25 protein-coding genes are annotated in these 20,096 nt (G+C 51.4%); 22 read left to right on the top strand and 3 right to left on the bottom strand.

Annotated features, from left to right (window positions below):
• The first annotated feature begins 14 nt into the window (after positions 1-14).
• From cyoE to EVJ34_RS02485, 9 genes are all read left to right on the top strand, one after another.
• Complete coding sequence (gene cyoE / locus EVJ34_RS02525; RefSeq protein ID WP_131484614.1) at positions 15-935, top strand: heme o synthase; 921 nt, start codon at positions 15-17, stop codon at positions 933-935.
• Between the two features lie 60 nt (positions 936-995).
• Positions 996-2,012 carry a cytochrome c oxidase subunit II gene (gene coxB / locus EVJ34_RS02520; protein ID WP_236636617.1) on the top strand — a complete coding sequence of 339 codons (1,017 nt, stop codon included), beginning with the start codon at positions 996-998 and terminating at the stop codon, positions 2,010-2,012.
• A 38-nt stretch (positions 2,013-2,050) separates the two neighbouring features.
• Positions 2,051-3,919 (top strand): cytochrome c oxidase subunit I, encoded by a 1,869-nt coding sequence (gene ctaD / locus EVJ34_RS02515; RefSeq protein WP_131484800.1) that lies wholly within the window; start codon positions 2,051-2,053, stop codon positions 3,917-3,919.
• Entirely contained in the window at positions 3,920-4,546 is a 627-nt protein-coding gene (locus tag EVJ34_RS02510) for a cytochrome (ubi)quinol oxidase subunit III (RefSeq protein WP_071399539.1), read from the top strand.
• Between the two features lies 1 nt (position 4,547).
• Entirely contained in the window at positions 4,548-4,877 is a 330-nt protein-coding gene (locus EVJ34_RS02505; RefSeq protein WP_131433763.1) for a cytochrome C oxidase subunit IV family protein, read from the top strand.
• Positions 4,878-5,011: 134 nt separating this feature from the next.
• Complete coding sequence (locus tag EVJ34_RS02500) at positions 5,012-5,935, top strand: cytochrome c oxidase assembly protein (RefSeq protein ID WP_131433765.1); 924 nt, start codon at positions 5,012-5,014, stop codon at positions 5,933-5,935.
• Between the two features lie 23 nt (positions 5,936-5,958).
• Positions 5,959-6,420, top strand: a complete 462-nt coding sequence (locus EVJ34_RS02495) for a DUF420 domain-containing protein (RefSeq protein ID WP_034777049.1) — start codon at positions 5,959-5,961, stop codon at positions 6,418-6,420.
• 20 nt (positions 6,421-6,440) lie between these two features.
• Positions 6,441-7,055, top strand: coding sequence for an SCO family protein (locus EVJ34_RS02490; RefSeq protein ID WP_131484613.1), 615 nt, complete (start codon positions 6,441-6,443; stop codon positions 7,053-7,055).
• Positions 7,056-7,060: 5 nt separating this feature from the next.
• A complete protein-coding gene (locus tag EVJ34_RS02485) occupies positions 7,061-7,333 on the top strand; it encodes a hypothetical protein (protein WP_131433769.1) in 273 nt (90 codons plus the stop codon).
• Between the two features lie 64 nt (positions 7,334-7,397).
• Here the strand turns inward: EVJ34_RS02485 and EVJ34_RS02480 are convergent, their stop codons facing one another.
• Both EVJ34_RS02480 and EVJ34_RS02475 read right to left on the bottom strand, forming a co-directional pair.
• Positions 7,398-7,760, bottom strand: coding sequence for a YugN family protein (locus EVJ34_RS02480; RefSeq protein ID WP_131484612.1), 363 nt, complete (start codon positions 7,758-7,760; stop codon positions 7,398-7,400).
• A 103-nt stretch (positions 7,761-7,863) separates the two neighbouring features.
• Positions 7,864-8,619, bottom strand: coding sequence for an ATP-grasp domain-containing protein (locus EVJ34_RS02475; RefSeq protein ID WP_131484611.1), 756 nt, complete (start codon positions 8,617-8,619; stop codon positions 7,864-7,866).
• 130 nt (positions 8,620-8,749) lie between these two features.
• Here EVJ34_RS02475 and EVJ34_RS02470 point away from each other — a divergent pair, with 130 nt between their 5' ends.
• Genes EVJ34_RS02470 through EVJ34_RS02450 form a run of 5 tightly spaced genes read left to right on the top strand, consistent with a single transcriptional unit; the run spans position 8,750 to position 11,561 of the window.
• Positions 8,750-9,202 (top strand): YlbF/YmcA family competence regulator, encoded by a 453-nt coding sequence (locus EVJ34_RS02470; RefSeq protein ID WP_131433773.1) that lies wholly within the window; start codon positions 8,750-8,752, stop codon positions 9,200-9,202.
• Positions 9,186-9,449 (top strand): DUF2129 domain-containing protein, encoded by a 264-nt coding sequence (locus EVJ34_RS02465; RefSeq protein ID WP_131433775.1) that lies wholly within the window; start codon positions 9,186-9,188, stop codon positions 9,447-9,449. Before EVJ34_RS02470 ends, EVJ34_RS02465 begins: the two co-directional genes overlap by 17 nt.
• Positions 9,450-9,503: 54 nt before the next feature.
• Positions 9,504-10,070, top strand: a complete 567-nt coding sequence (rsmD, locus tag EVJ34_RS02460; RefSeq protein WP_131484610.1) for a 16S rRNA (guanine(966)-N(2))-methyltransferase RsmD — start codon at positions 9,504-9,506, stop codon at positions 10,068-10,070.
• 4 nt (positions 10,071-10,074) lie between these two features.
• Complete coding sequence (coaD, locus tag EVJ34_RS02455) at positions 10,075-10,572, top strand: pantetheine-phosphate adenylyltransferase (RefSeq protein WP_131433779.1); 498 nt, start codon at positions 10,075-10,077, stop codon at positions 10,570-10,572.
• The gene (locus EVJ34_RS02450) at positions 10,569-11,561 is read left to right on the top strand and encodes a SepM family pheromone-processing serine protease (protein WP_131484609.1); all 993 of its coding nucleotides are present in this window, start codon (positions 10,569-10,571) and stop codon (positions 11,559-11,561) included. Before coaD ends, EVJ34_RS02450 begins: the two co-directional genes overlap by 4 nt.
• Here the strand turns inward: EVJ34_RS02450 and EVJ34_RS02445 are convergent.
• A complete protein-coding gene (locus EVJ34_RS02445) occupies positions 11,540-12,670 on the bottom strand; it encodes a tRNA(Met) cytidine acetate ligase (RefSeq protein ID WP_201739911.1) in 1,131 nt (376 codons plus the stop codon). The genes EVJ34_RS02450 and EVJ34_RS02445 overlap by 22 nt on opposite strands.
• Before the next feature lie 157 nt (positions 12,671-12,827).
• Here EVJ34_RS02445 and EVJ34_RS02440 point away from each other — a divergent pair, with 157 nt between their 5' ends.
• From EVJ34_RS02440 to EVJ34_RS02405, 8 genes are all read left to right on the top strand, one after another.
• Entirely contained in the window at positions 12,828-13,355 is a 528-nt protein-coding gene (locus EVJ34_RS02440) for a YceD family protein (protein WP_131433785.1), read from the top strand.
• A gap of 22 nt (positions 13,356-13,377) precedes the next feature.
• Positions 13,378-13,551 (top strand): 50S ribosomal protein L32, encoded by a 174-nt coding sequence (gene rpmF / locus EVJ34_RS02435; protein ID WP_081338944.1) that lies wholly within the window; start codon positions 13,378-13,380, stop codon positions 13,549-13,551.
• Positions 13,552-13,658: 107 nt separating this feature from the next.
• A complete protein-coding gene (locus tag EVJ34_RS02430) occupies positions 13,659-14,498 on the top strand; it encodes a ketopantoate reductase C-terminal domain-containing protein (RefSeq protein WP_131484607.1) in 840 nt (279 codons plus the stop codon).
• Complete coding sequence (locus EVJ34_RS02425; protein ID WP_131484606.1) at positions 14,492-14,851, top strand: DUF3397 domain-containing protein; 360 nt, start codon at positions 14,492-14,494, stop codon at positions 14,849-14,851. The genes EVJ34_RS02430 and EVJ34_RS02425 overlap by 7 nt, the downstream gene beginning before the upstream one ends.
• A 24-nt stretch (positions 14,852-14,875) precedes the next feature.
• Positions 14,876-16,432, top strand: coding sequence for a bacillithiol biosynthesis cysteine-adding enzyme BshC (gene bshC, locus EVJ34_RS02420; RefSeq protein ID WP_236636616.1), 1,557 nt, complete (start codon positions 14,876-14,878; stop codon positions 16,430-16,432).
• 168 nt (positions 16,433-16,600) lie between these two features.
• Positions 16,601-17,533, top strand: coding sequence for a 16S rRNA (cytosine(1402)-N(4))-methyltransferase RsmH (rsmH, locus tag EVJ34_RS02415; protein ID WP_131433791.1), 933 nt, complete (start codon positions 16,601-16,603; stop codon positions 17,531-17,533).
• A 23-nt stretch (positions 17,534-17,556) separates the two neighbouring features.
• Positions 17,557-17,919, top strand: a complete 363-nt coding sequence (gene ftsL / locus EVJ34_RS02410; protein ID WP_236634500.1) for a cell division protein FtsL — start codon at positions 17,557-17,559, stop codon at positions 17,917-17,919.
• The gene (locus tag EVJ34_RS02405; protein ID WP_131433793.1) at positions 17,919-20,066 is read left to right on the top strand and encodes a penicillin-binding transpeptidase domain-containing protein; all 2,148 of its coding nucleotides are present in this window, start codon (positions 17,919-17,921) and stop codon (positions 20,064-20,066) included. The genes ftsL and EVJ34_RS02405 overlap by 1 nt, the downstream gene beginning before the upstream one ends.
• Positions 20,067-20,096: the final 30 nt, after the last annotated feature.

Raw genomic sequence — 20,096 nt, 5'->3', positions numbered from 1 at the left:
GTAGGGGGGTCAGTATGACAAAAGTCAACCCAGGGACAATGGCAGAAGTAGAATATACAGAATCCGCCTCGTTCCGCGACTATGTTGCTCTGGCAAAAATGGGAATCGTCCGCGCCAATCTATTGTTGGTGTTCGCCGGTTTCTTTGTAGCAGCAACATATCAGAGTGATACGCCAGTACTTTATTTGTTTGAAGTTTGGCCGCAACTCTTATTAACGATGTTAGGAAGCGCGCTCGTCATCTCCGGGAGTTGTTACCTAAACAACTTCGTGGACCGTGATATCGATTATTTGATGGGACGTACAGACAATCGACCGAGTGTCACCGGTAAAATTTCGGGAGAACGAATTTTGCTCCTTGGATTAACGCAACTTGCGGTCGGGACATTGCTCTTATTGATCGTGTCTTACGTGGCAGCAGTCTTCGGTTTAATCGGGGCATTTTTTTATGTCGTCATTTATACGATGTGGCTGAAACGGACACACACGTTGAACACGGTCGTCGGCAGCATCTCCGGAGCGGTACCGCCGCTCATCGGTTGGGCAGCCATCGATCCCGCGCTTCATATTGACGCGTGGCTCATGTTCCTCGTCATGTTCTTGTGGCAACCGCCACACTTCCTCGCGCTCGCCATGCGGCGTGTCGAGGAGTATCGAGCGGCTGGCATTCCGATGCTACCGGTCGTCAACGGCTTTGCGATCACCAAGCGCCAAATCATTTGGTGGATCGCGACACTCATTCCAGCGTCGCTCTTGTTCTTGCATTACGGTTTGATCTACGTGATCGTCGCGGCCGGTCTTGGGGGCTACTGGTTATATCTCGGCTTGAAAGGTTTCAAAGCCGAAGATGAGATCAAGTGGGCAAACAAAATGTTCTTTTATTCATTGATTTATTTAGTCGTGTGGATTGTCACGCTGGTATTGACGGCACTTTGATAGTCGCACTCACTATATAGAAACCATTGCACATCATTTTGGGAGAAAGTGGGGATTGTTGTGAAATCATTTAAGAAGCTTCTGTTTGGCATCGTCCCGATGATGATGTTCGCACTACTGTTATCAGGGTGCGGCGTAGAGGGATTGTCTGCATTGAAGCCGATGGGAGAGGGAGCTGAGATTCAGCTTCGCATCATTCTCATCAGTTTGGCAATCATGCTCTTTGTACTTGTCATCGTAACGATTATTTACGTGTACGTGCTCATGAAATTCCGTCGGAAAGATGAATCGATTCCGAAGCAAGTCGAAGGAAGTAGCACGCTCGAGATGATTTGGACAGTCGTTCCAATCATCTTGCTCATCATTCTCGCTGTTCCGACGATTACGACGACAGTCGAGCTCGCGAAAGCGAAAGAAGCGAAAAAAGAAGAAGAAATCAATGTCACGGCCAACTTGTACTGGTGGGAATTTGAATATCCGAACGCAGGCGTGGTCACGGGTCAAGAACTCGTCATCCCGGTCGGTAAGCGTGTCGGTATCAACTTGACATCGAAAGACGTTATTCACTCGTTCTGGGTACCGGCCTTGTCAGGTAAGACGGATACGAACCCAGGCCTCGATAACGAAATGTGGTTGCATGCAAATGAACCAGGTACGTTCTACGGGAAATGTGCCGAGCTTTGCGGACCTTCACACGCACTCATGGACTTCAAAGTCATCGCGCTCGAGCAAGAAGATTACGACCAATGGCTCGAAGACATGAAAGCACAGCAAGACGCGAATACAGAAAACCTCGTTGCAGATAACGAAAACTTGACGACAGGTGAGGCCGTGTACGTCGAGAGCTGCTTGAGCTGTCACGGTGGCGGGAAAGTCGCGCCGAGCTTAACAAACTTTGGTGATCGCGAATGGTTGGCGGGTTACCTCGAAAACAACGAAGAGAAGTTGAAAGAATGGATTCGCGATCCACAAGAATTGAAACAAGGCGCGCTCATGCCTGGCTTCGGTGAAGGCCAAATCAGTGATGAAGAGTTAGATGCACTCGTTGACTTCTTGTACGATCAGAAGATTGACTAACGGGAAAAGGGGGATTTCACGTGGCACAGACCACTGCTATGCAGCAACCGCGTAAATACAATGGCATCATGGATTGGGTTACGACGGTTGACCACAAAAAAATCGGTATTTTGTATTTGTTCTCAGGAATCTTCTTCCTCCTTCTCGGTGGAATTGAAGCTTTACTTATTCGGTGGCAGCTCGTTCGTCCGTTGAACGACTTCGTCAGCGGCGAAACGTTCAACCAATTGATCACGATGCACGGGACGACGATGATCTTCCTGGCGGCCATGCCGATGCTATTCGGATTTATGAACGCCGTCGTGCCGCTACAAATCGGGGCACGCGACGTCGCGTTCCCGTTCATTAACTCACTCGGTTTCTGGTTGTTCTTCTTCGGTGGTGTCATGCTGAACCTTAGCTGGTTCTTCGGCGCTGCACCGAACGCAGGGTGGACGGCTTATGCGCCGCTCTCGACACAACCGGATGCGTCAGGGGTCGACTTCTACGCCCTTGGCCTTCAAATTTCAGGTTTTGGTTCACTCATGGCCGGGATTAACTTCCTCGTCACGATTTTAAACATGCGTGCACCAGGCATGAAACTCATGCGGATGCCGCTCTTCACATGGACGACGTTCGTCGCTTCGGCGTTGATCGTCTTCGCGTTCCCGCCGCTTACAGTCGGCTTGTTCATGTTGATGTTCGAGCGCTTGTTCGGTGCCGTCTACTTCGACCCAGCAATGGGTGGTAACGTCATCATCTGGGAACACCTCTTCTGGATCTTCGGACACCCGGAAGTATACATCTTGATCCTCCCTGCGTTCGGTATTTTCTCGGAAATCATTCCGACATTTGCTCGTAAACGCCTGTTCGGTTACACAACGATGGTCTTCGCAACGATGCTCATCGGTTTCCTTGGATTCATGGTTTGGGTCCACCACATGTTCACGGTCGGTCTCGGACCAGTTGCCAACTCGATCTTCGCTGTCGCGACAATGGCTATCGCCGTACCGACAGGGGTCAAGATCTTCAACTGGTTGTTCACGCTATGGGGCGGACAAATCAAGTTCAACGTCGCGATGCTCTACTCGGTCGCATTCATTCCATCGTTCCTCGTCGGGGGGATGACAGGGGTCATGCTTTCGGTCGCACCGGCCGATTATCAGTATCACGATAGTTACTTCGTCGTCGCTCACTTCCACTACGTTATCGTAGGTGGTGTCGTCTACGGTCTATTCGCAGGACTTTACTACTGGTTCCCGCTTATGTTCGGCAAAGCACTCTCTGAGAAGCTTGGCTACTGGCAGTTCTGGTTGTTCTTCATCGGGTTCCACTTGACGTTCTTCCCGCAACACTTCCTCGGATTGTTCGGGATGCCACGCCGCGTCTTCACATACCTTCCGAACCAAGGGTTTGAGACGATGAACTTGCTGTCGACGGTCGGTGCCTTCTTCATGGGTGTGTCGACAATTATCTTGCTGATCGCCGTTGTCAAGGCGTTCTTGTCGAAACAAGTTGTCAAACCTGACCATTGGGAAGATGGACGTACACTCGAGTGGACGCTTCCTGTACCGACACCAGAGTACAACTTTGCACAAACACCACTCGTCAAAGGTCTCGATACGTTCTGGCTCGAGAAAATGGCGGGCAACAAACGGGTTTCTGTTGCTGAACCAGTAGCAGACATCCACATGCCGAACAATTCGCTCATCCCGTTCTTCATGTCACTCGGTTTATTCATCGCCGGACTTGGGGCAATCTTCCAAATGGATAACGCGGTTGTCGGTTGGTCACTCATCGTAATTGGATTGCTCATCACGTTCGTATCGATGTTCCTCCGTTCATGGATTGATGACCACGGCTTCTACATTCCAAAATCACAGATTGAAGCGGATTTGAAAGCGATTCGTGAGAAAGGAGACCAATAAATGGCACATGCAGTCGAAAAACACCCGGTGACCGGAATTCCGGCCAACCCAGAGAAAGCTACGCTGGAAGGGAAAAATAAATATGTGGCCTTCTGGTTCTTCCTCGGTGGAGAGACGGTTCTCTTCGCCTCGCTGTTCGGAACGTATGTCGGTCTACTGAACTCTGGTGCGCCAGAGGAACTTCGTTCGTACAACATTTTTGAGATGGGGCTCGTCTTCTTGATGACGATGCTCCTCCTCACAAGTTCGCTCACAAGTGTTCTCGCTATGATGAACATGAAAGCGAACAATCCAGGCCGTATGAAGTTTTGGTTGATCGTCACGCTTCTCCTTGGGGCTGGATTCCTCGGAGCAGAGATTTATGAGTTCATCCACTACTATCACATCGGTCACACGTTCACATCGAGCGCGTTCGGATCGGCGTTCTACACGCTCGTCGGATTCCACGGTGCACACGTCACGTTCGGTCTCCTTTGGATCACGACGTTGTTGATTCGTAACTGGAACCGTCCAATCGATGTGTACAACGCACCAAAGTTTTACGTGTCGAGCCTATACTGGCACTTTATCGACGTCGTATGGGTTTTCATCTTCTCAATCGTCTACCTCTTAGGGATGGTGAGCTAATATGGAAAAACAACCAATGAACGAATCGCATAAGCAGTTAGAGCTCGAAGTAAAAGCCGAGTCACGACGCGAGTATCAACTTCAGTTGATCAGCTTCGCGATGATGATTTTGCTCACATTCGTCGCGTTCGGCGCTGTATACGCTGAACTCATGCCAGTGTGGGCGGCAGGTGGTTTCTTGATCATCCTCGCCATCATCCAAGTGTTCTTGCAACTGTATATCTTCATGCATATGAACAACCGTGGCAACACGTGGATCGTCGGAATGATGTGGCTCGGCATCTTTGTCGCCATCATTACAGTCGCTGCGCTTCGCTTGCTCATTTGGTAAATGTGACAAAGGATTGAACATCTGTGGAAACATAGATGATTCAGTCCTTTTTGCTTTACTTCAAAAATAAAGGAATAGTAATCTTGAAGTGAACGGTTTCATCGGTTTGGGAGAGAAAGAAAAGGGGTGAAGGGATGCTCTGGAACACATCAGAGCTACTCAAACAGTTCGATTGGATGACACTTTGGAGTCCATGGTTCGGATTGTTGATGGTAGGGTTGTACGTCCTCTATGCAGTCGTCACAGAGAACATGGCGAAGCGAGGGTACGAGTCGACCACATTGCTGCAAAAGTTCAGCATGTTATCCGCTATTTTATTGTATTACATCGGCTTCGGAAGTCCGGTCGATGTGCTCGCGCATATCATCTTCTCGGTGCATATGCTCCAGATGGTGCTCGTCTATGTGCTCGCACCGGCGCTCGTCGTGTACGGGATGCCGTATTGGGTATTCGAAAAATTATTTAGCTATAAGGTGATTGGACCGACGCTCAAGTTCATGACAAAACCTTTGATCGCACTCGTTTTGTTCAATGCATTATTCACGTTCTATCATATGCCATTTATTTTTGACTACGTGTTGACGAACTATGGGGTGCATCGCATCTTTCACGGCGCTCTCGTCGTTTTCAGTTTGACGATGTGGTACCCGGTCATCGCACCGTTCCTCTCGGAAGAAGAGGAAGGCATGTCGGATTTGAAGCGAATGGTGTATATCATCGCGAACGGGGTATTGTTGACACCGGCATGTGCGTTTATCATCTTCAGCCAAGGTATTTTGTATGATGCCTACACGGATGCCGAAACGTTCGCGACCGTGCTCGGTTACTGTATGCCGAACGGGGACGTATCCGGCCTTGATTTAAATGCGCTCATGGGTGCGACGAACAGTGCCCTAGAAGACCAACGCTTCGGTGGGGTGTTGATGAAGCTCGGTCAAGAAATCGTCTACGGTTTCTTCTTCGGATGGACGTTCTTCGGCTGGGTGCGCCGGACGAAATCGCTTGCGATTGACGAAGGTATGTCATTCACACCGAATGAACCAAAAGAGAAAAAATGAACTAAGTCAAAGGGGAAACTACGATGAACTATCTTGCCTTGATCAGTGTGACATTCATTGTCATTAGTGCTATTTTAGTCGCAATCGGATGGACGATCATCGCGCGTGATCGCCGCAACGTCGACAAACACAAAAAAGTCATGACGGCTGCGGCAATCGCCGCGACAACATTCTTCATTCTTTATGTCTCGCGTACAATCTTTGTTGGAAATACCGCCTTTGGAGGCCCTGATTCAGTGAAGCCCTACTATTTGGCGTTCATGATCTTCCATATTTTGCTCGCGACGACAGGTGGGGTTCTCGGCTTGATCACGCTTTATCTCGGCTATAAAAATAAAGTCGAGAAACACCGGAAAATCGGACCGAAAGCCTCGGTCGTCTGGTTCTTCACAGCGATCACAGGTGTGACGGTATACGTCCTTCTTTATGTCGCCTATGACCCGGGTGAGACGACGAACGTCTTCCGTGCCATTATCGGTGGGTGAATCGAGAGAGGGGGATGAGGATGAAACGGAATAGCTATATGACGGTCGGCTTGACGGTCGCCATTTTGGTGGCAATCGGCGTGACCTCGTACTTCTTATTTTTTAAAGAAGAGGACTTGCCCGTCATCCAAGAGCCGACCCCGTTCACGTTGACGAACGCGCTCGACGGTCAGTCGTACAACTCGGACAACGGCAAAGTTAAAATCGTCACGTTCTTCTATACGAACTGTCCGGACATCTGCCCGCTCACGTTACGTGACTTCATGAAGCTCGAGCAAGAATTGAAAGCGAACGACCTGTACGGGACGGATGTTGAGCTCGTCGCTATCACGGTCGACCCTGACGTCGATACGGTGCCGGTCCTCGAGAATTACGGGGAGGCGTTCCAAGCCGAACCGACGGGCTGGAAGATGTTGACCGGTGACCAGGCCGATATCGACCGCATCACGCGTCAGCTTCAGTTCTATTATTCGAAAGCGAACAGCGGACTCGTCACGCATGCGACAACGATGTATATCATCGATCGTGACCATGATGTTCGAGCGGTCGCCCAAATGGCGACGGCAGGAGAAAAACCTGTCGATATCGAAACCATTATGGAAGACGTGTTAGTACTCGCGGCAGAAAAGGAGTGAAGAAGATGAATGATACGATGGCAGTCATCGGAAATGATTATTCCTACGGCGATGTGACGATTGCCGAACGGGCGATTGAGGACTTGATCGCCTGCAGCGCAATCGAGTTCGGATTGCGTGAAGTGAAAGTCGTGTCGCTTTCGAAAGAGCGATACGACTATCAAATCATCGCACCTGTCTCGCTCGTCGAGGCTGAACGCCTATATCGGTACGTGCGCGATCAGTTCGACTTGTTGCTCGGACAAGTCGATGTGACGCTCAACGTCATCGGAGTATAAAAAATGGAGAACCCGGCTCGGGTTCTCCATTTTTGTTGAGCAGGCATAAGAAAAACCCCTTCGCTCATGCAAGGGGTTTTACTTCGAGTGTCTCAGCGAGTGCGGCTAGACGACGCTCGCAATCACGGACGATTTCGTCTGGGAACTCTTCGTCGTACTCGACGCCGTGCGGGTAGTAATGTTTTCCGAGAATCGGTGTCAACATTTTGACGACCGCGTGACGGTCCTCGATTTGGCCTTCAATCGCATATACCGGTAGGCGTAGATAGAACGTCTCGCCTGTCGATTGTTTCTCGTACTTCATGTCATACGTTGCACGCTCATAGTCCCAAGCGCCTTCACGGATGAAATGATGATGATCCATGATCGTCTCGAGCAAACCGAAGCGGATCTCTTTTCCCTCGATGTGGAACTGCTCAAATTTCATCATAATCCCCCTTTTCCCTAATAAACCTCATATGTCATCATATCATATTCGAAAACGTTCTTGGAATAACGTGTGTTCAAATTGTGAAAAAAAGATGAACGCTTCAAGCGCGGTTGTCGAGGTAATGGGCGATTTTCTCGGACAGCTTCACGCCGAGTGGCATGAGACCCTCTGAACCGAAGAAGACGTTGAACTCTAGAATGTAAAATTCATCGTCCACGACGATGACGTCAAAAGCGGCGTGATTGATGTGAAGTGTCTTCGCGATGTCGAGCACTTCCGCGACGACGTCTTCCGGAATATCCTCATACGAGAAGTGGGCGCCTTGGGCAACATTGTTCAAGAACGCCTCGCTGACGCGCCAGTACGAGCCGACGACTTCTTCACCGATGACGATGATGCGCAAGTCACGGTCGTTCGGGATGAACTGTTGGACGTAAAACGTGTCGTGCTTGTCGACGTACTCGAGCCAGTCTTGGTCATTTTTAATGAGCCAAACACCTTGCCCCATCGATGATTTTGCTGTCTTGGCGACGAACGGATATTCAAATTCCTCGAGGACACGCTCAATCGTGTATGGGTTCTTGCCGTAGATGAGCGTCTTCGGGATGCGGTGCGGGAACGTCGCCTTGAAGGCGCGTGTCATCTCGATTTTGTCGTGCCCGAGGTGATAGGTGGCCGGTGATGGGAAAATCGGTTTGTTCAGGCCGTAGATGATCGAGTTGATCATCCAGTATTCGGGAAACAAGACGAGTTCGGCCTCCCGGACTTTGTCGAGTTGGTCGTAATAATATTCGGGTTTCGCGTAGTCGGTCTTGATGCCGGCCGAACGAATCATATTGAATGAGACTTTTTTCATAGTGAGGTGCAGATGTGCACCTGTTCACTTCCTTTCTAGTTGGACGCTTGACAGTCACGTTCAATTATAAAGCCGATTGCTTACAGAGGGAATCAAATGTGTTAAAATCATGGCAGAAAGGGTGAAAGCCATGATTATTACTGAACAGACGATCGCCCTGCTCGATCAAACGGAATCGTTAGCCGATTTGATTGAAGCGAGCGAGTCGTTCCAAACATATATCGCCACGAAACAAGCACGCGCCCAGTCAGAAGAAGCGCGCCTCGTGGAACGTGAGTTCTTGCGGATGAAAGAAGATTACGAGTACGTACAACGGTTCGGGAAGCACCATCCGGACCACGATCGCATTAAAAAAGAGATGCACCTCGTCAAACGTCGTCTCGATGTCCAACCAGAAGTGGCCGCGTTTAAAAAAGCAGAACGCAGTTTGGATAAATTGCTCGGGGAAGTGAGTGAGCTCTTGGCCTTCTCGGTTTCTCCGAAAATCAAAGTCCCGACCGGAAACCCGTTCTTCGACGAAGGTGGTTGTTCAGGTGGAGGAAGCTGTGGAGGAGGAGGCGGAAGCTGTGGATGTGCCATCTGAGTCGTTTGAGTTGAATGGTCGAATCGGATTCGTCGTCTACGTCCAATCGCTGAAACAAGTGAAGGCGTTGCGTCGCTATGCGAACTTGTATTACGTATCGAAACGTGAGAAGTACGCCTTTCTCTATACAGACCTCGATGGACATGAGGCCATCCTTGAACAAGTGAGCGCCTTGCCATTCGTCGATGCGGTCGTCCGCAGTGAACGACCTTTCGTCGCCGAGACGTACGAACCGAAGCAGAAATAACACAAAAGATGAAGGCGGTACCGCCTTCATCTTTTGTGGTGAAGGAGAACGGATATGCGAGTCATTTCAGGAGAACGGAAAGGGACACGGCTAAGAGCGGTCCCGGGGTCGGCGACGCGTCCGACGACAGATAAAGTAAAAGAATCGTTATTCAACATCATCGGGCCTTACTTCGCGGGTGGTGATGCGCTTGACCTATACGCCGGTAGCGGTGGGCTAGGGATCGAGGCGTTGTCGCGTGGGTGTGACCATGCGGTATTCGTCGACAAGCAACGGAAGGCGATCCAGACGGTCATGGACAATTTGAAGACGACACGTTACGAGTCGAAAGCGACGGTATTGCAACAAGACGCCCGATTGGTCCTCGACCAACTCGTCTTAAAAGGACAGCCGTTTAAATTGATTTTTATGGATCCGCCGTATCATGCGGAAGAACATGTGCCGTTTTTACACATCATAGAGTCGAACCGACTATTGACGGACAACGGGGTCGTCGTCTGCGAACATGGCAGCGATGTGACGTTACCGGATCAGGTCGGGCAGTTGGAAAAAATCAAGGTGCAGCGCTACTCGGACGTGATCACGATCAGCTTCTACGAGTATGCGGCGACCGAGGAGTGAGAACATGTCAAAACGTATCGCGATTTGCCCGGGGAGCTTTGACCCGATTACGAACGGCCATTTAGATATCATCGAGCGGGCGGCAGCCATCTTCGACGAAGTCATCGTCGCCGTGCTCGAAAATTCGAGCAAGGCACCATTGTTTAATGTAGAAGAGCGACTGTCGCTCATCCGTGATGTGACGACGCATTTACCGAACGTCACCGCCGACGCGTTCGGCGGATTACTCGTCGAATACGCGGCCAAACGAGAGGCGGCAACCATTGTCCGTGGTTTACGGGCCGTCTCTGATTTTGAATATGAACTTCAAATCGCATCGATTAATAAAAAGTTGAATGAAAACGTGGAGACGCTCTTTATGATGACGAACAGTCAATATTCGTTTCTTAGCTCCTCGATCGTAAAAGAAGTCGCCAAATACGGGGCGTCGGTCGCCGAGCTTGTCCCGGAACAAGTCGAGCACGCCTTGCGACAAAAGTATAAAGTGAGTCAGGGGCAATGAAGTCGCTCAAAATCGGCTTCGGTCTGCTTGTGGCCATCTTGATTTTCTTGTTTGTGCCGCTTCCGTATTACATTACCTACCCGGGAGAGGCGACGACAATCGAGAAGTTCATGACGGTCGAGGGTGGGGAGAAAGACCCGGGTGAACTGAAGATGGTGACCATCTCGCAACGGCGGGCGACACCGCTTTGGCTCGTCGGCAGTTGGTTCACACCATTCACTGAGGCGAGTCCGGCCAGCCGCTATTTATATGATGGGGAAAGCGAAACGGATTACGAACGCAGACAAGAGCTGTTGATGTCGTCGTCGCAACAGGCGGCGATTCAGTACGCCTACGAGTTGGCAGATGCCGACGTGTCGGTGACATTCGACGGAATGTACGTCTCCGCCCCAATTACCGGTTCGCTTGCGGCGAACGTCTTGAAACCGGGCGACGTCATCACCGCGCTCGATGGTCAGTCGTTCGCGTCGCGTCTCGACTTCATGGAGCGCGTCACATCGTTTGAAGCGGGCGACGAAGTGTCCGTCACGCTCGAACGGGACGGGCGCGAGCGAGAGGTCGACACGCTGATTCAACCGCTTGACCGGAGCGGGGACCGGGTCGGACTCGGGATTTATGAGCCGCTTCCAGTCCAGGACGTGCGTACGGACCCGGACGTCTCGTTCGAGCTGACAAACGTCGGGGGACCATCGGCCGGCCTCATGTTCACGCTCGAAATTTTTGATCAGTTGACTCCGGGCGATTTGACGGGTGGAGCTGTCATTGCCGGAACGGGAACGGTCGATGAGATGGGGAACGTCGGACCGATCGGTGGGGCGTGGCAAAAAATCGTCGCCGCAGACGAGGCCGGAGCATCGGTATTCTTCGTACCAGCCGGTTCGAACTACGACGAAGCGATGGAGTCACTCGACCGACTCGACAGTGACATTGAAGTTGTTCCGGTCAAGACGGTCGAGGAAGCCATCGATTATTTAGAGTCGATGAATTGAGGGGTTTGCCTATGTTCGACGAGTGACCGATTTCCGAGAGGAAGGCGATACGCCTCGGTCACTCGAGCCTCGAACGAAAGATCGGGATGGTACTTGCTCATGAGCGGTACGTCTTTTTTTATGTTTTTCAAGACGGTGCGCCCGACCGTGTTGAACGCGAGCGGGCGGACGTAAGGAACCTCATCGAACCGCTCCGGTAACTCGTCACGTCGCCAATGGATGAGGACGGAGACGAGAGCGCGTTGGACGGCTGTCCGGGTGTAGCGTCTCGTCAACAGTCGGGCGAGCGCCTGTTCGAACGTCGGTTCGAGCCCGGCGTGAATCAAGCGCGGCGATAGTGAACTGTCGATGCCGACGAGTTGTTCGAGGACCTCTTTTGGGGTCGTCCGCAACTTGTATTGCAAGACGGGCCAATAAAGTGACCAGTGTGCCATCGACACGTCCTGAAACAGCGCTCTCGTGGCGTCAGGGACGGACCGGACCATGCCTGTCTCCAAGTAGTGGGCCCGCACGCCTGTGGCCGACATGACGTCTGAGACGCTCGGGTCGTGATAGCCCGCACCGAGGCGACGAATCGTATGGAGTTCGATCGTCTTCGCCGCTTTCGCATAGTGATAGGCGAGGATATTGTTTGGGAGTGTCAAATCAAAATCGGGATAGAGCGCACCGAATGCCTCACTCGATGCCTTGGCCGATGAACGTCCATTGTCTAACGCGAGTTTTAACGCCGTCTGATAGGCCGGTGTCGCTTCGATATTGGCCGCCGCGGCCTGGGTCACTGCGCTGATGTCGCCGCTCTCGCTTCCGAATGAGAGCGTTTGGCACTGCATACGTTCGGCGATGGCGACCGCCGCGCTCGCGAATCGGTCGGCACGTTGGACCCCGTAACGGGTCGGAAGTTCAACGACGAGGTCGATTGCGCCCGTCGCGACAGCCGCTTTGGCACGGCTCCATTTATCGAACGCCGCCGGTTCCCCGCGTTGGGTGAACTGGGCGCTCATGACGGCGATAACGGCGTCGGCGCCCGTTTCAATCCGGGCTCGTTCCGCCTGATGGAGATGTCCGTTATGGAACGGATTGTACTCAGCGATGATGGCCGTTTTTCGCATAAAATTACTCCTTTGCATTGTCGATTGGATTGGTGTAAGATGGATAAGTACGCTTTGGCAAAGCGCCGTCGTCAACTGATTTTAGTGTAAAGAAAAAACATTGACAAAACAAGTTGGCCTATCTATAATTCATATTGTTGCAATTGAGGTGATTCGGATGAAGTGGTCTATTGCACAGCTACTTAAGCTACGAAACCAGGGTGACAGTTTTGCCATCGATGAGATGGTCGAACTACCAGAGCTTACTCAGCTCCATCCGGATATCCGTTCGATTCGCCCGGTGCATGTGCACGGGGATGCGTCGTTCACATCTAATCAAGTTACATTCAATTTGAAGGTTCAAGGTGACCTGACGTTGCCAGATGCGCGTACGTTAGACGATGTCATCTATGAATTTGATATTGAATCGCTCGAGCCTTTCTTTTTGGAGAATGGGCGTTATACGGAGCAATTCGATGATGTCAATTTGCCAGAAGGAAATACGATTGATCTGCGACCGATCGTAAGAGAGCTCATCATGTTAGACGTCCCGATGCAAATCTTCGGGAACGAAACAGACAAAACTCAGGTTGAAGGGGAAGGCTGGTCCGTCATTGACGAACAGCCGGACGACCAACCAAAAATTGACCCGCGCCTCGCGGGACTCGCTGACTTGTTCTCTAAAAAAGAGGATAAGGACGGCTAACTTTTCAAGGAGGTGGACAACGATGGCAGTACCATTCCGTAGAACGTCGAAAACTCGCAAACGTCTTCGTCGTACTCACTTCAAACTCAACGTACCTGGTATGAACGAGTGCCCGAACTGTGGCGACATGAAACTTTCACACCGTGTTTGCAAATCTTGCGGACATTACAACGGTAAAGAAGTAACAAGCAAATAATGCGAAAAGAAGCGGTCTCCTCGGAGGTCGCTTCTTTTTTTATTTTTGGGTCGTGGAAACAGATTGTGGTAAACTTTTGAGTGCAGACTAGACGTGGAGGGATGGCAATGAAGCCGATTAAACGAATTGGGATTATCGGGAACGGCGCCGTCGGCATGCTGATGGCTTCGCTGTTCGAGCCGGACTATGCGGTGACGTTGTATGGCCGTGTCGACAACGGATCAAACGTGACGATTGAACGTACCGGTGCAACGAACGGAACAGCCCAGGTGCGCCTTGAGCCGGTCACGACACTCGTCGAGACGGAGCAAGACGTGTTTTTTGTGACGACGAAAGCACACCAGGTCGAGGCGGCGACGAGGCGATTGTCAGGGGACGTACCCGTATTCATCTGTTCGAACGGGATTGCCCACCTCGACTATGCACGTACCCGAGGATTCCATCTCGGCGTCGTCGAACACGGCGTGAGCCGCGATGGCAATCAGCTTCATCATACCGGACTCGGACGCATCCGGATTGGTAGCCTTGATGCGGTCGAGGCGATGTCGTTCATCGCTTCACCGCTCGATATCGTCTGGGAAACGGATATCGAACAGGTCGTTACCGAAAAACTGTTCGCGAACGCAATTATCAATCCGATCACGGCGCTCTGTCGTGTCGAAAACGGTGCGGTCGCTTTGCCTCCTTGCCGTGACATCGCGGAAGCCGTCTATGCGGAATTATCCACATTGTTTGATCGTCACGTCCCTTATACATATGTCGAGACCATCATTGAAAAGACGGGCCATAACCGTTCTTCGATGTTGCGTGACATCGAAGCAGGACGCCAGACCGAGGTCGACGCCATCTTGACGCCGCTGTTGAAACGGGCCGACGAACGAGGTATCGCATTGGAAGTCATTCCCGTCCTACAAAAATTAATTTTAGGAGCGAGCGTATCGTGCTAGTGTATATCGTTTCATTTCCACTCGTCATTTGGTTTATGGTGTATATGATACTTAGAAAAATTATGCCGAAATCGGTTAATACGTTCAAACTCGTCTGTGATGCCGGCGTGATCCTATGGTTCTATGCATGTGGCGTGTTGCTCGAAGCGATTTTCGGGGTCGATGTGTTCTGGCTGCTCCTCGCGGTCTGTGCCGCCATCTTTCCCGCCAACGCCATTTGGCAACGGATTCGTCATGAGGATGTCGTCTATTCGAAGATGTTCGTACACGGGTGGCGCCTATTATTTTTGTTGCTCGTCCCGGCCCACTTCGTGTTGTTCACCATCGGCATCGTACGCGAGATGATGTATTAATCGTTTGAAAGGAAGTCGTTATACGTGAGGATAGAGTCGCTAGATGCCATGTACGCCTCGTCGTCTCCGATGATACAGGTGGAGACGGGCTATTCGAAATGGCTGGACTATAAAGGGATGGACGAACTCGAGGCGAGGGCTGACGAACTGAAGGGACGTTCGTTCACGCATTTGCCCGAACTCGTGAATCTATTGCGAGACCAACAAGCCGTCCACGGTCCTGTGTCTCCCGCGCTTGAATCAAAACTCGATGCGTTGGCACGGGGTGAGGCGTTGACGATGGTGACCGGACAGCAAGTCGGCGTGTTCGGAGGCCCGTTGTTCGCGGTGTATAAACTGTTGACCGTGATCAAAAAAGCCAAACAAGCAGAAGTGAAACTGAACAAACCGGTCATTCCGATCTTTTGGATGGCGACCGAGGACCACGACTATGCGGAAATCAACCACGTGTTCGTGAGCCAACCTTTGTCGCGTCAATTACGTAAAGAAGCGCTATCGACGGTCCCGCTCGCCGGGAAGGCGTCGGTCGGGGAGTTGGAGTTTGATCGCCTGAAAATCGAACTCGTGCAAATGTTGCAACGTCTCTTATTATCAGAGACGGAGACGCCGTACACGACGACGCTCTATCATGAACTTGTCGCCGTGCTCCAAACGAGCCACTCGTTCGCTGCGTTTTTCGGACAGATGATGCGTCGGTTCGTCGGGGAAGATTTTATTTTGTTCGACCCGCATCAACCAGAAGTACGGGCGCTTGAGCGTGAGGCATTTAAGCGGTTGATTCGTGAACACGATCGCCTGAACGCTGCATTACACGAGGCATACGAGGAAGGCATGCCACATGTCGAATTGAACCGTGAGGCGGCTCATCTGTTCTACCATGACGGGACGCGTGAGCTGTTGACGAAACAAAATGGCGTGTTCACGACGAAGCGGGGTCACCGGTTCACCGAGACCGAGTTGATCCAACAAGTCGAGGAGCACCCAGAGCGGTTCTCGAACAACGTCGTATCGCGTCCGCTCATGCAAGATTACTTGTTCCCGACGCTCGCTTATATCGCCGGGCCTGGGGAAATCGCGTATTGGCTTCAGTTGCGCCCCCTGTTCCACATCTTTGACTGGAAAATGCCGCTCCTCATCCCACGCCTCGGGGCTGTCCTTGTTTCGGCGAACGATGAGAAGAAACTCGCCCAAGAAGATGTGACTCTTGACGATTACTTGACGAACCCGTTGCCAGACCATACGTTCGATGATGAGGCGTTTGACCAGAGCCTTTACGCTTATCGAACACTCACGGAAGCGCTCGGTCGCGAGGCCGGGAAGCGAGGACATCGATTTGATATCAAGGCGCGACATGTGCTGGATCGGCTCGCCGACGAGATGCGGGCCGAAGCAAAACGGGATCAATATCGGATGAACAGTCGTCGAATTCATCTATCGACACGGCTCTTACCGATGGATGCGCCGCAAGAGCGAATCTGGTCGATGGTACCGCTCTTGAATCGTCATGGCCTCGATGTGTTTAAACGGCTATGTGACGCCTACGAACAGACCGAATCAGAGCGATGTCTCGTTAAATTGTAAAATAATCCCTACTGTTTTTTGATGGTTCCCTGATCAATCAGGGAATCTTTTTTGTTTGTTACCTTTTTGTTTCCTCTTTTCGCTAAAAACCTATGCGGCGCTTGACATTTTTATGATAAAGTAAACGTAATAAAATAGTTGAAAAATGTAGGTTGAGAGGGTTGTTGTATGTTTGAGCATGAAACGGTTTTAAAAATGGAGTCCATTGAAGGATTGAATATTAAGCCAGACGGGATTTATGTCGATTGTACGTTAGGAGGAGCCGGTCACAGCGAAGAAATCGTCAAGCGGTTGACGACAGGCCATCTGTACGCCTTCGACCAAGACGACGTCGCGCTCAAGCACGCGAGTGAGCGGTTGGCTCCATATGAGGACCGGGTTACGTTCATTAAAAGCAACTTCGTCCACTTGAAAGATGAACTGTTGGAACGCGGAATCACTCAAGTCGATGGGGTATTGTTTGATCTCGGCGTGTCTTCGCCGCAGCTCGATGAGGCCGAACGTGGCTTTAGCTACAATTACGACGCACCATTAGACATGCGTATGGACCGTTCGCGTGAGCTATCGGCTTATCATGTCGTCAACGAATGGCCGTTCGGGGACCTTGCCCGCATCTTCTTTACATACGGGGAAGAAAAATTCTCGAAACAGATTGCTCGCAAGATTGAACAGGCCCGTGCCGTCAAGCCGATCGAGACGACGTTTGAACTCGTCGAGTTGATCAAAGACGCAATCCCGGCACCGGCACGACGCAAGGGCGGCCACCCTGCGAAACGAACGTTCCAGGCGATCCGAATCGCCGTCAACGATGAATTGAACGTGTTCGACCGCGCCGTCCAAGACGCGATCGATCTACTCGCCATCGGCGGACGGATTTGTGTCATCACATTCCACTCGTTAGAAGATCGGATTTGTAAACAAGTCTTCAAAGAGAGAAGCCAACATCCTCCGTTACCACCAGGATTGCCGGTCATCCCGAAAGAGTTCGAACCTGAGCTGAAACTAATCACGCGCAAGCCGATCACGGCCGGGGACGTCGAACTCGAAGATAACCGCCGGGCCCGTTCAGCCAAGCTTCGGGTCGCAGAAAAACAAAAATAAACTGTACGTAGGAGGGATACCTGATGCCAGAAGCTGCTCGCAAGGCTCTGCAGCCTCAAATTTCGCCGAATCGCAATCCGATTCCGCAAGAACGACCAATACCGGCTCCAAAACGACGTACGTTGACCTTGTTCGAATCCATCTTGTACCCGACCATGATTTGTTCAGTTGTCTTGTTCGGTGGCATCACGGTATCGAAACATAATGAAGCGTATAACATCATGCGCGACACGTCTCTGATCACACAAGAGACGAATACGATCGCGAAAGAGAACGAAGAATTGAAGTATGAGATCGCCCAACTAAGCTCACCTGAGAGAATCTATGCGATTGCTGAAAAGCTCGGAATGCAATTCAATGAGAACAACGTCAAGGTGATTGACTGATGAATTCTCTACAACAGAGTAAAAAAAGAGTGGCGTGGGTGGCGATCGTTTGCTTCACACCACTCTTTTTATTTTTTGTCGGATGGTTCCTTTATTTGTCCGTCTTTCAGACGTACAAAGGCGAGAACATGCTCGCTTTCGCTGAGGAAGAGCGCTGGAAGGCGGTTAGTACGTTAAAAGCGGAACGGGGCGAGATTTATGACCGGTTCGGACAGCCGATCGCCATCAACATTCCGTCGTATCGAGTCGTGGCTGTGTTGAAGCTCGGCGGCGAGCGGGTCAAGAACAAGACGCTCATGCCCGAAGCGTTTCCTGAGGCCGCGAAACAACTTGCGACCGTCCTCCCGATGACCGAGGCTGATATTTTGAAGCGGCTCGAGCAAAACAAAGATCGCGGGCAAATCGAGTTCGGCGTGCCGGGTCGTGATTTGACAGTCGAACAAAAAGAAGAGATTGAAGCGTTCGAGATTCCCGGAATCACGTTCGTCGAAGAGCCGAAGCGCTACTATCCGAACAAAGTGTTCGCATCGAGCGTCGTCGGCTATGCTCAAAAGATTGACCAGAACGGACGAATCGAACTTGTCGGGGAACTTGGGATTGAAAAATCACTCAATGACGTCTTGAGCGAGTCGTACGGGCTGTACCGATTCGAAAAAGACTTGGCCGGCCGTCAACTCGTCTCAAGTGATGAGCAATTAAAAGTCGATCCGGAAGACGGTGCGGACGTCCAACTGACAATCGATCACCGCATTCAACAGCTACTCGATACGAAGATGGAAGAACTGTATAAAGAGTATAAGCCGAAGAATGCGACGGCAATCATTATGGATCCGAAGACCGGCGAAATCATCGCCTTGTCGGACCGCCCGTCGTTCGATCCGAACACGCGCGAAATCAGCTCGTACAGCAACTTTTCGGTATCGTCCCGCTTCGAGCCGGGGTCGACGATGAAAATTTTCACGTTGGCTGCCGCCATCAATGAAGGTGTCTATAACCCAAACGAGCTGTACAAGTCGGGTTCATATAAGTATGGCAAGACCGTGTTCAATGATTACAACATTACCGGATGGGGTACGATTCCTATGGTAGAAGGCGTCTGGCATTCGTCGAACGTCGCGTTCTCGATTCTGGCGAACGAACGGCTCGGGCTTAGTCGCTACGAGGATTATTTCAAAGCGTTCAAGTTCGATCAGCGTACAGGCGTGGACTTACCAGGCGAGGTCAACAGCCAATTTGATTTCGAAAGTCCGCTTAACGTTTTGATTACGGCATGGGGCCAATCGACAGCCGTCACACCGATGCAAATCTTGCAAGCGACGTCGGCCATCGCGACGGATGGGACGATGAAGCAACCTCACGTCATTAAAAAAGTCGTCAATCGTGAGACAGGCGAGACGATTCGGACGACGAATCCGAAAGTCGTCGGACAACCGATTACGGCCGAGGCGGCAAAACAAACGCGGGAAGCGCTCGACGGTGTCGTCAACAGCGACGTCGGGACGGGGCAATTGTATGCCCTCGACAACTACCGTGTCATCGGGAAAACCGGGACCGCGCAAATCGCGGAAAACGGGAAGTACTTGAGCGGACAATATATTCATTCGTTCGTCGGTATGGCGCCGGAGGACGACCCGGAACTCGTCATGTATATCGCCGTCGACCGGCCGAACAGTGACTCGTCGACAACGGGACCTCGAATCATGGCACCGTTATTCAAAGATGTGATGGACGTCGCGCTCCGTTATCGGAGCGTCGAGCCAGACAAGCAAGCGAAATCGATTGATGCCTCGACCAAAACGACGGCATCGTTCGTCGACCAAGGTCGCGCCGAGGCCGTGAAGGCAGCTAAAGCGGCAGCATTCACGCCGGTATCACTCGGCAGTGGTGAAACGGTCATCGCGCAAAGTCCGGTCGAGGGTCAACCGTACGTCGTCGGCGAGCGGTTGCTGTTGAAGACGGATGAGTCGTTCAAGATGCCGGTGTTAAAAGGCTGGTCGCTCCGTGATGTGAAACGGTTAGCGACGCTTTACCAATTGAATTTAGAAATAGACGGTACCGGCTTCGTCACGTCCCAGTCAATCGGGAAAGACAAGCCTGTCAAGACCGGAGCAACGTTAAAAGTGAAACTCCAGTCACCGTCGAACTAACGCAAAGGGATGAAGAGGGCCTCGGCTCTC

Source organism: Exiguobacterium sp. SL-9, assembly GCF_004336985.1.
In the GTDB taxonomy this organism is placed as follows: Bacteria; Bacillota; Bacilli; order Exiguobacteriales; family Exiguobacteriaceae; genus Exiguobacterium.
Note: the sequence above shows the minus strand (reverse complement) of the source record. Positions and strands in the feature narration are given on the sequence as shown.

Bases quoted from the DNA above. Each gene is read 5' to 3' on its own strand.
- cyoE (WP_131484614.1), top strand. From the start codon at position 15: ATGACAAAAGTCAACCCAGGGACAATGGCAGAAGTAGAATATACAGAA.
- ctaD (WP_131484800.1), top strand. From the start codon at position 2,051: ATGCAGCAACCGCGTAAATACAATGGCATCATGGATTGGGTTACGACG.
- EVJ34_RS02510 (WP_071399539.1), top strand. From the start codon at position 3,920: ATGGCACATGCAGTCGAAAAACACCCGGTGACCGGAATTCCGGCCAAC.
- EVJ34_RS02505 (WP_131433763.1), top strand. From the start codon at position 4,548: ATGGAAAAACAACCAATGAACGAATCGCATAAGCAGTTAGAGCTCGAA.
- EVJ34_RS02500 (WP_131433765.1), top strand. From the start codon at position 5,012: ATGCTCTGGAACACATCAGAGCTACTCAAACAGTTCGATTGGATGACA.
- EVJ34_RS02495 (WP_034777049.1), top strand. From the start codon at position 5,959: ATGAACTATCTTGCCTTGATCAGTGTGACATTCATTGTCATTAGTGCT.
- EVJ34_RS02490 (WP_131484613.1), top strand. From the start codon at position 6,441: ATGAAACGGAATAGCTATATGACGGTCGGCTTGACGGTCGCCATTTTG.
- EVJ34_RS02485 (WP_131433769.1), top strand. From the start codon at position 7,061: ATGAATGATACGATGGCAGTCATCGGAAATGATTATTCCTACGGCGAT.
- EVJ34_RS02480 (WP_131484612.1), bottom strand. From the start codon at position 7,760: ATGAAATTTGAGCAGTTCCACATCGAGGGAAAAGAGATCCGCTTCGGT.
- EVJ34_RS02475 (WP_131484611.1), bottom strand. From the start codon at position 8,619: ATGAAAAAAGTCTCATTCAATATGATTCGTTCGGCCGGCATCAAGACC.
- EVJ34_RS02470 (WP_131433773.1), top strand. From the start codon at position 8,750: ATGATTATTACTGAACAGACGATCGCCCTGCTCGATCAAACGGAATCG.
- rsmD (WP_131484610.1), top strand. From the start codon at position 9,504: ATGCGAGTCATTTCAGGAGAACGGAAAGGGACACGGCTAAGAGCGGTC.
- coaD (WP_131433779.1), top strand. From the start codon at position 10,075: ATGTCAAAACGTATCGCGATTTGCCCGGGGAGCTTTGACCCGATTACG.
- EVJ34_RS02450 (WP_131484609.1), top strand. From the start codon at position 10,569: ATGAAGTCGCTCAAAATCGGCTTCGGTCTGCTTGTGGCCATCTTGATT.
- EVJ34_RS02445 (WP_201739911.1), bottom strand. From the start codon at position 12,670: ATGCGAAAAACGGCCATCATCGCTGAGTACAATCCGTTCCATAACGGA.
- EVJ34_RS02440 (WP_131433785.1), top strand. From the start codon at position 12,828: ATGAAGTGGTCTATTGCACAGCTACTTAAGCTACGAAACCAGGGTGAC.
- rpmF (WP_081338944.1), top strand. From the start codon at position 13,378: ATGGCAGTACCATTCCGTAGAACGTCGAAAACTCGCAAACGTCTTCGT.
- EVJ34_RS02430 (WP_131484607.1), top strand. From the start codon at position 13,659: ATGAAGCCGATTAAACGAATTGGGATTATCGGGAACGGCGCCGTCGGC.
- rsmH (WP_131433791.1), top strand. From the start codon at position 16,601: ATGTTTGAGCATGAAACGGTTTTAAAAATGGAGTCCATTGAAGGATTG.
- ftsL (WP_236634500.1), top strand. From the start codon at position 17,557: ATGCCAGAAGCTGCTCGCAAGGCTCTGCAGCCTCAAATTTCGCCGAAT.
- EVJ34_RS02405 (WP_131433793.1), top strand. From the start codon at position 17,919: ATGAATTCTCTACAACAGAGTAAAAAAAGAGTGGCGTGGGTGGCGATC.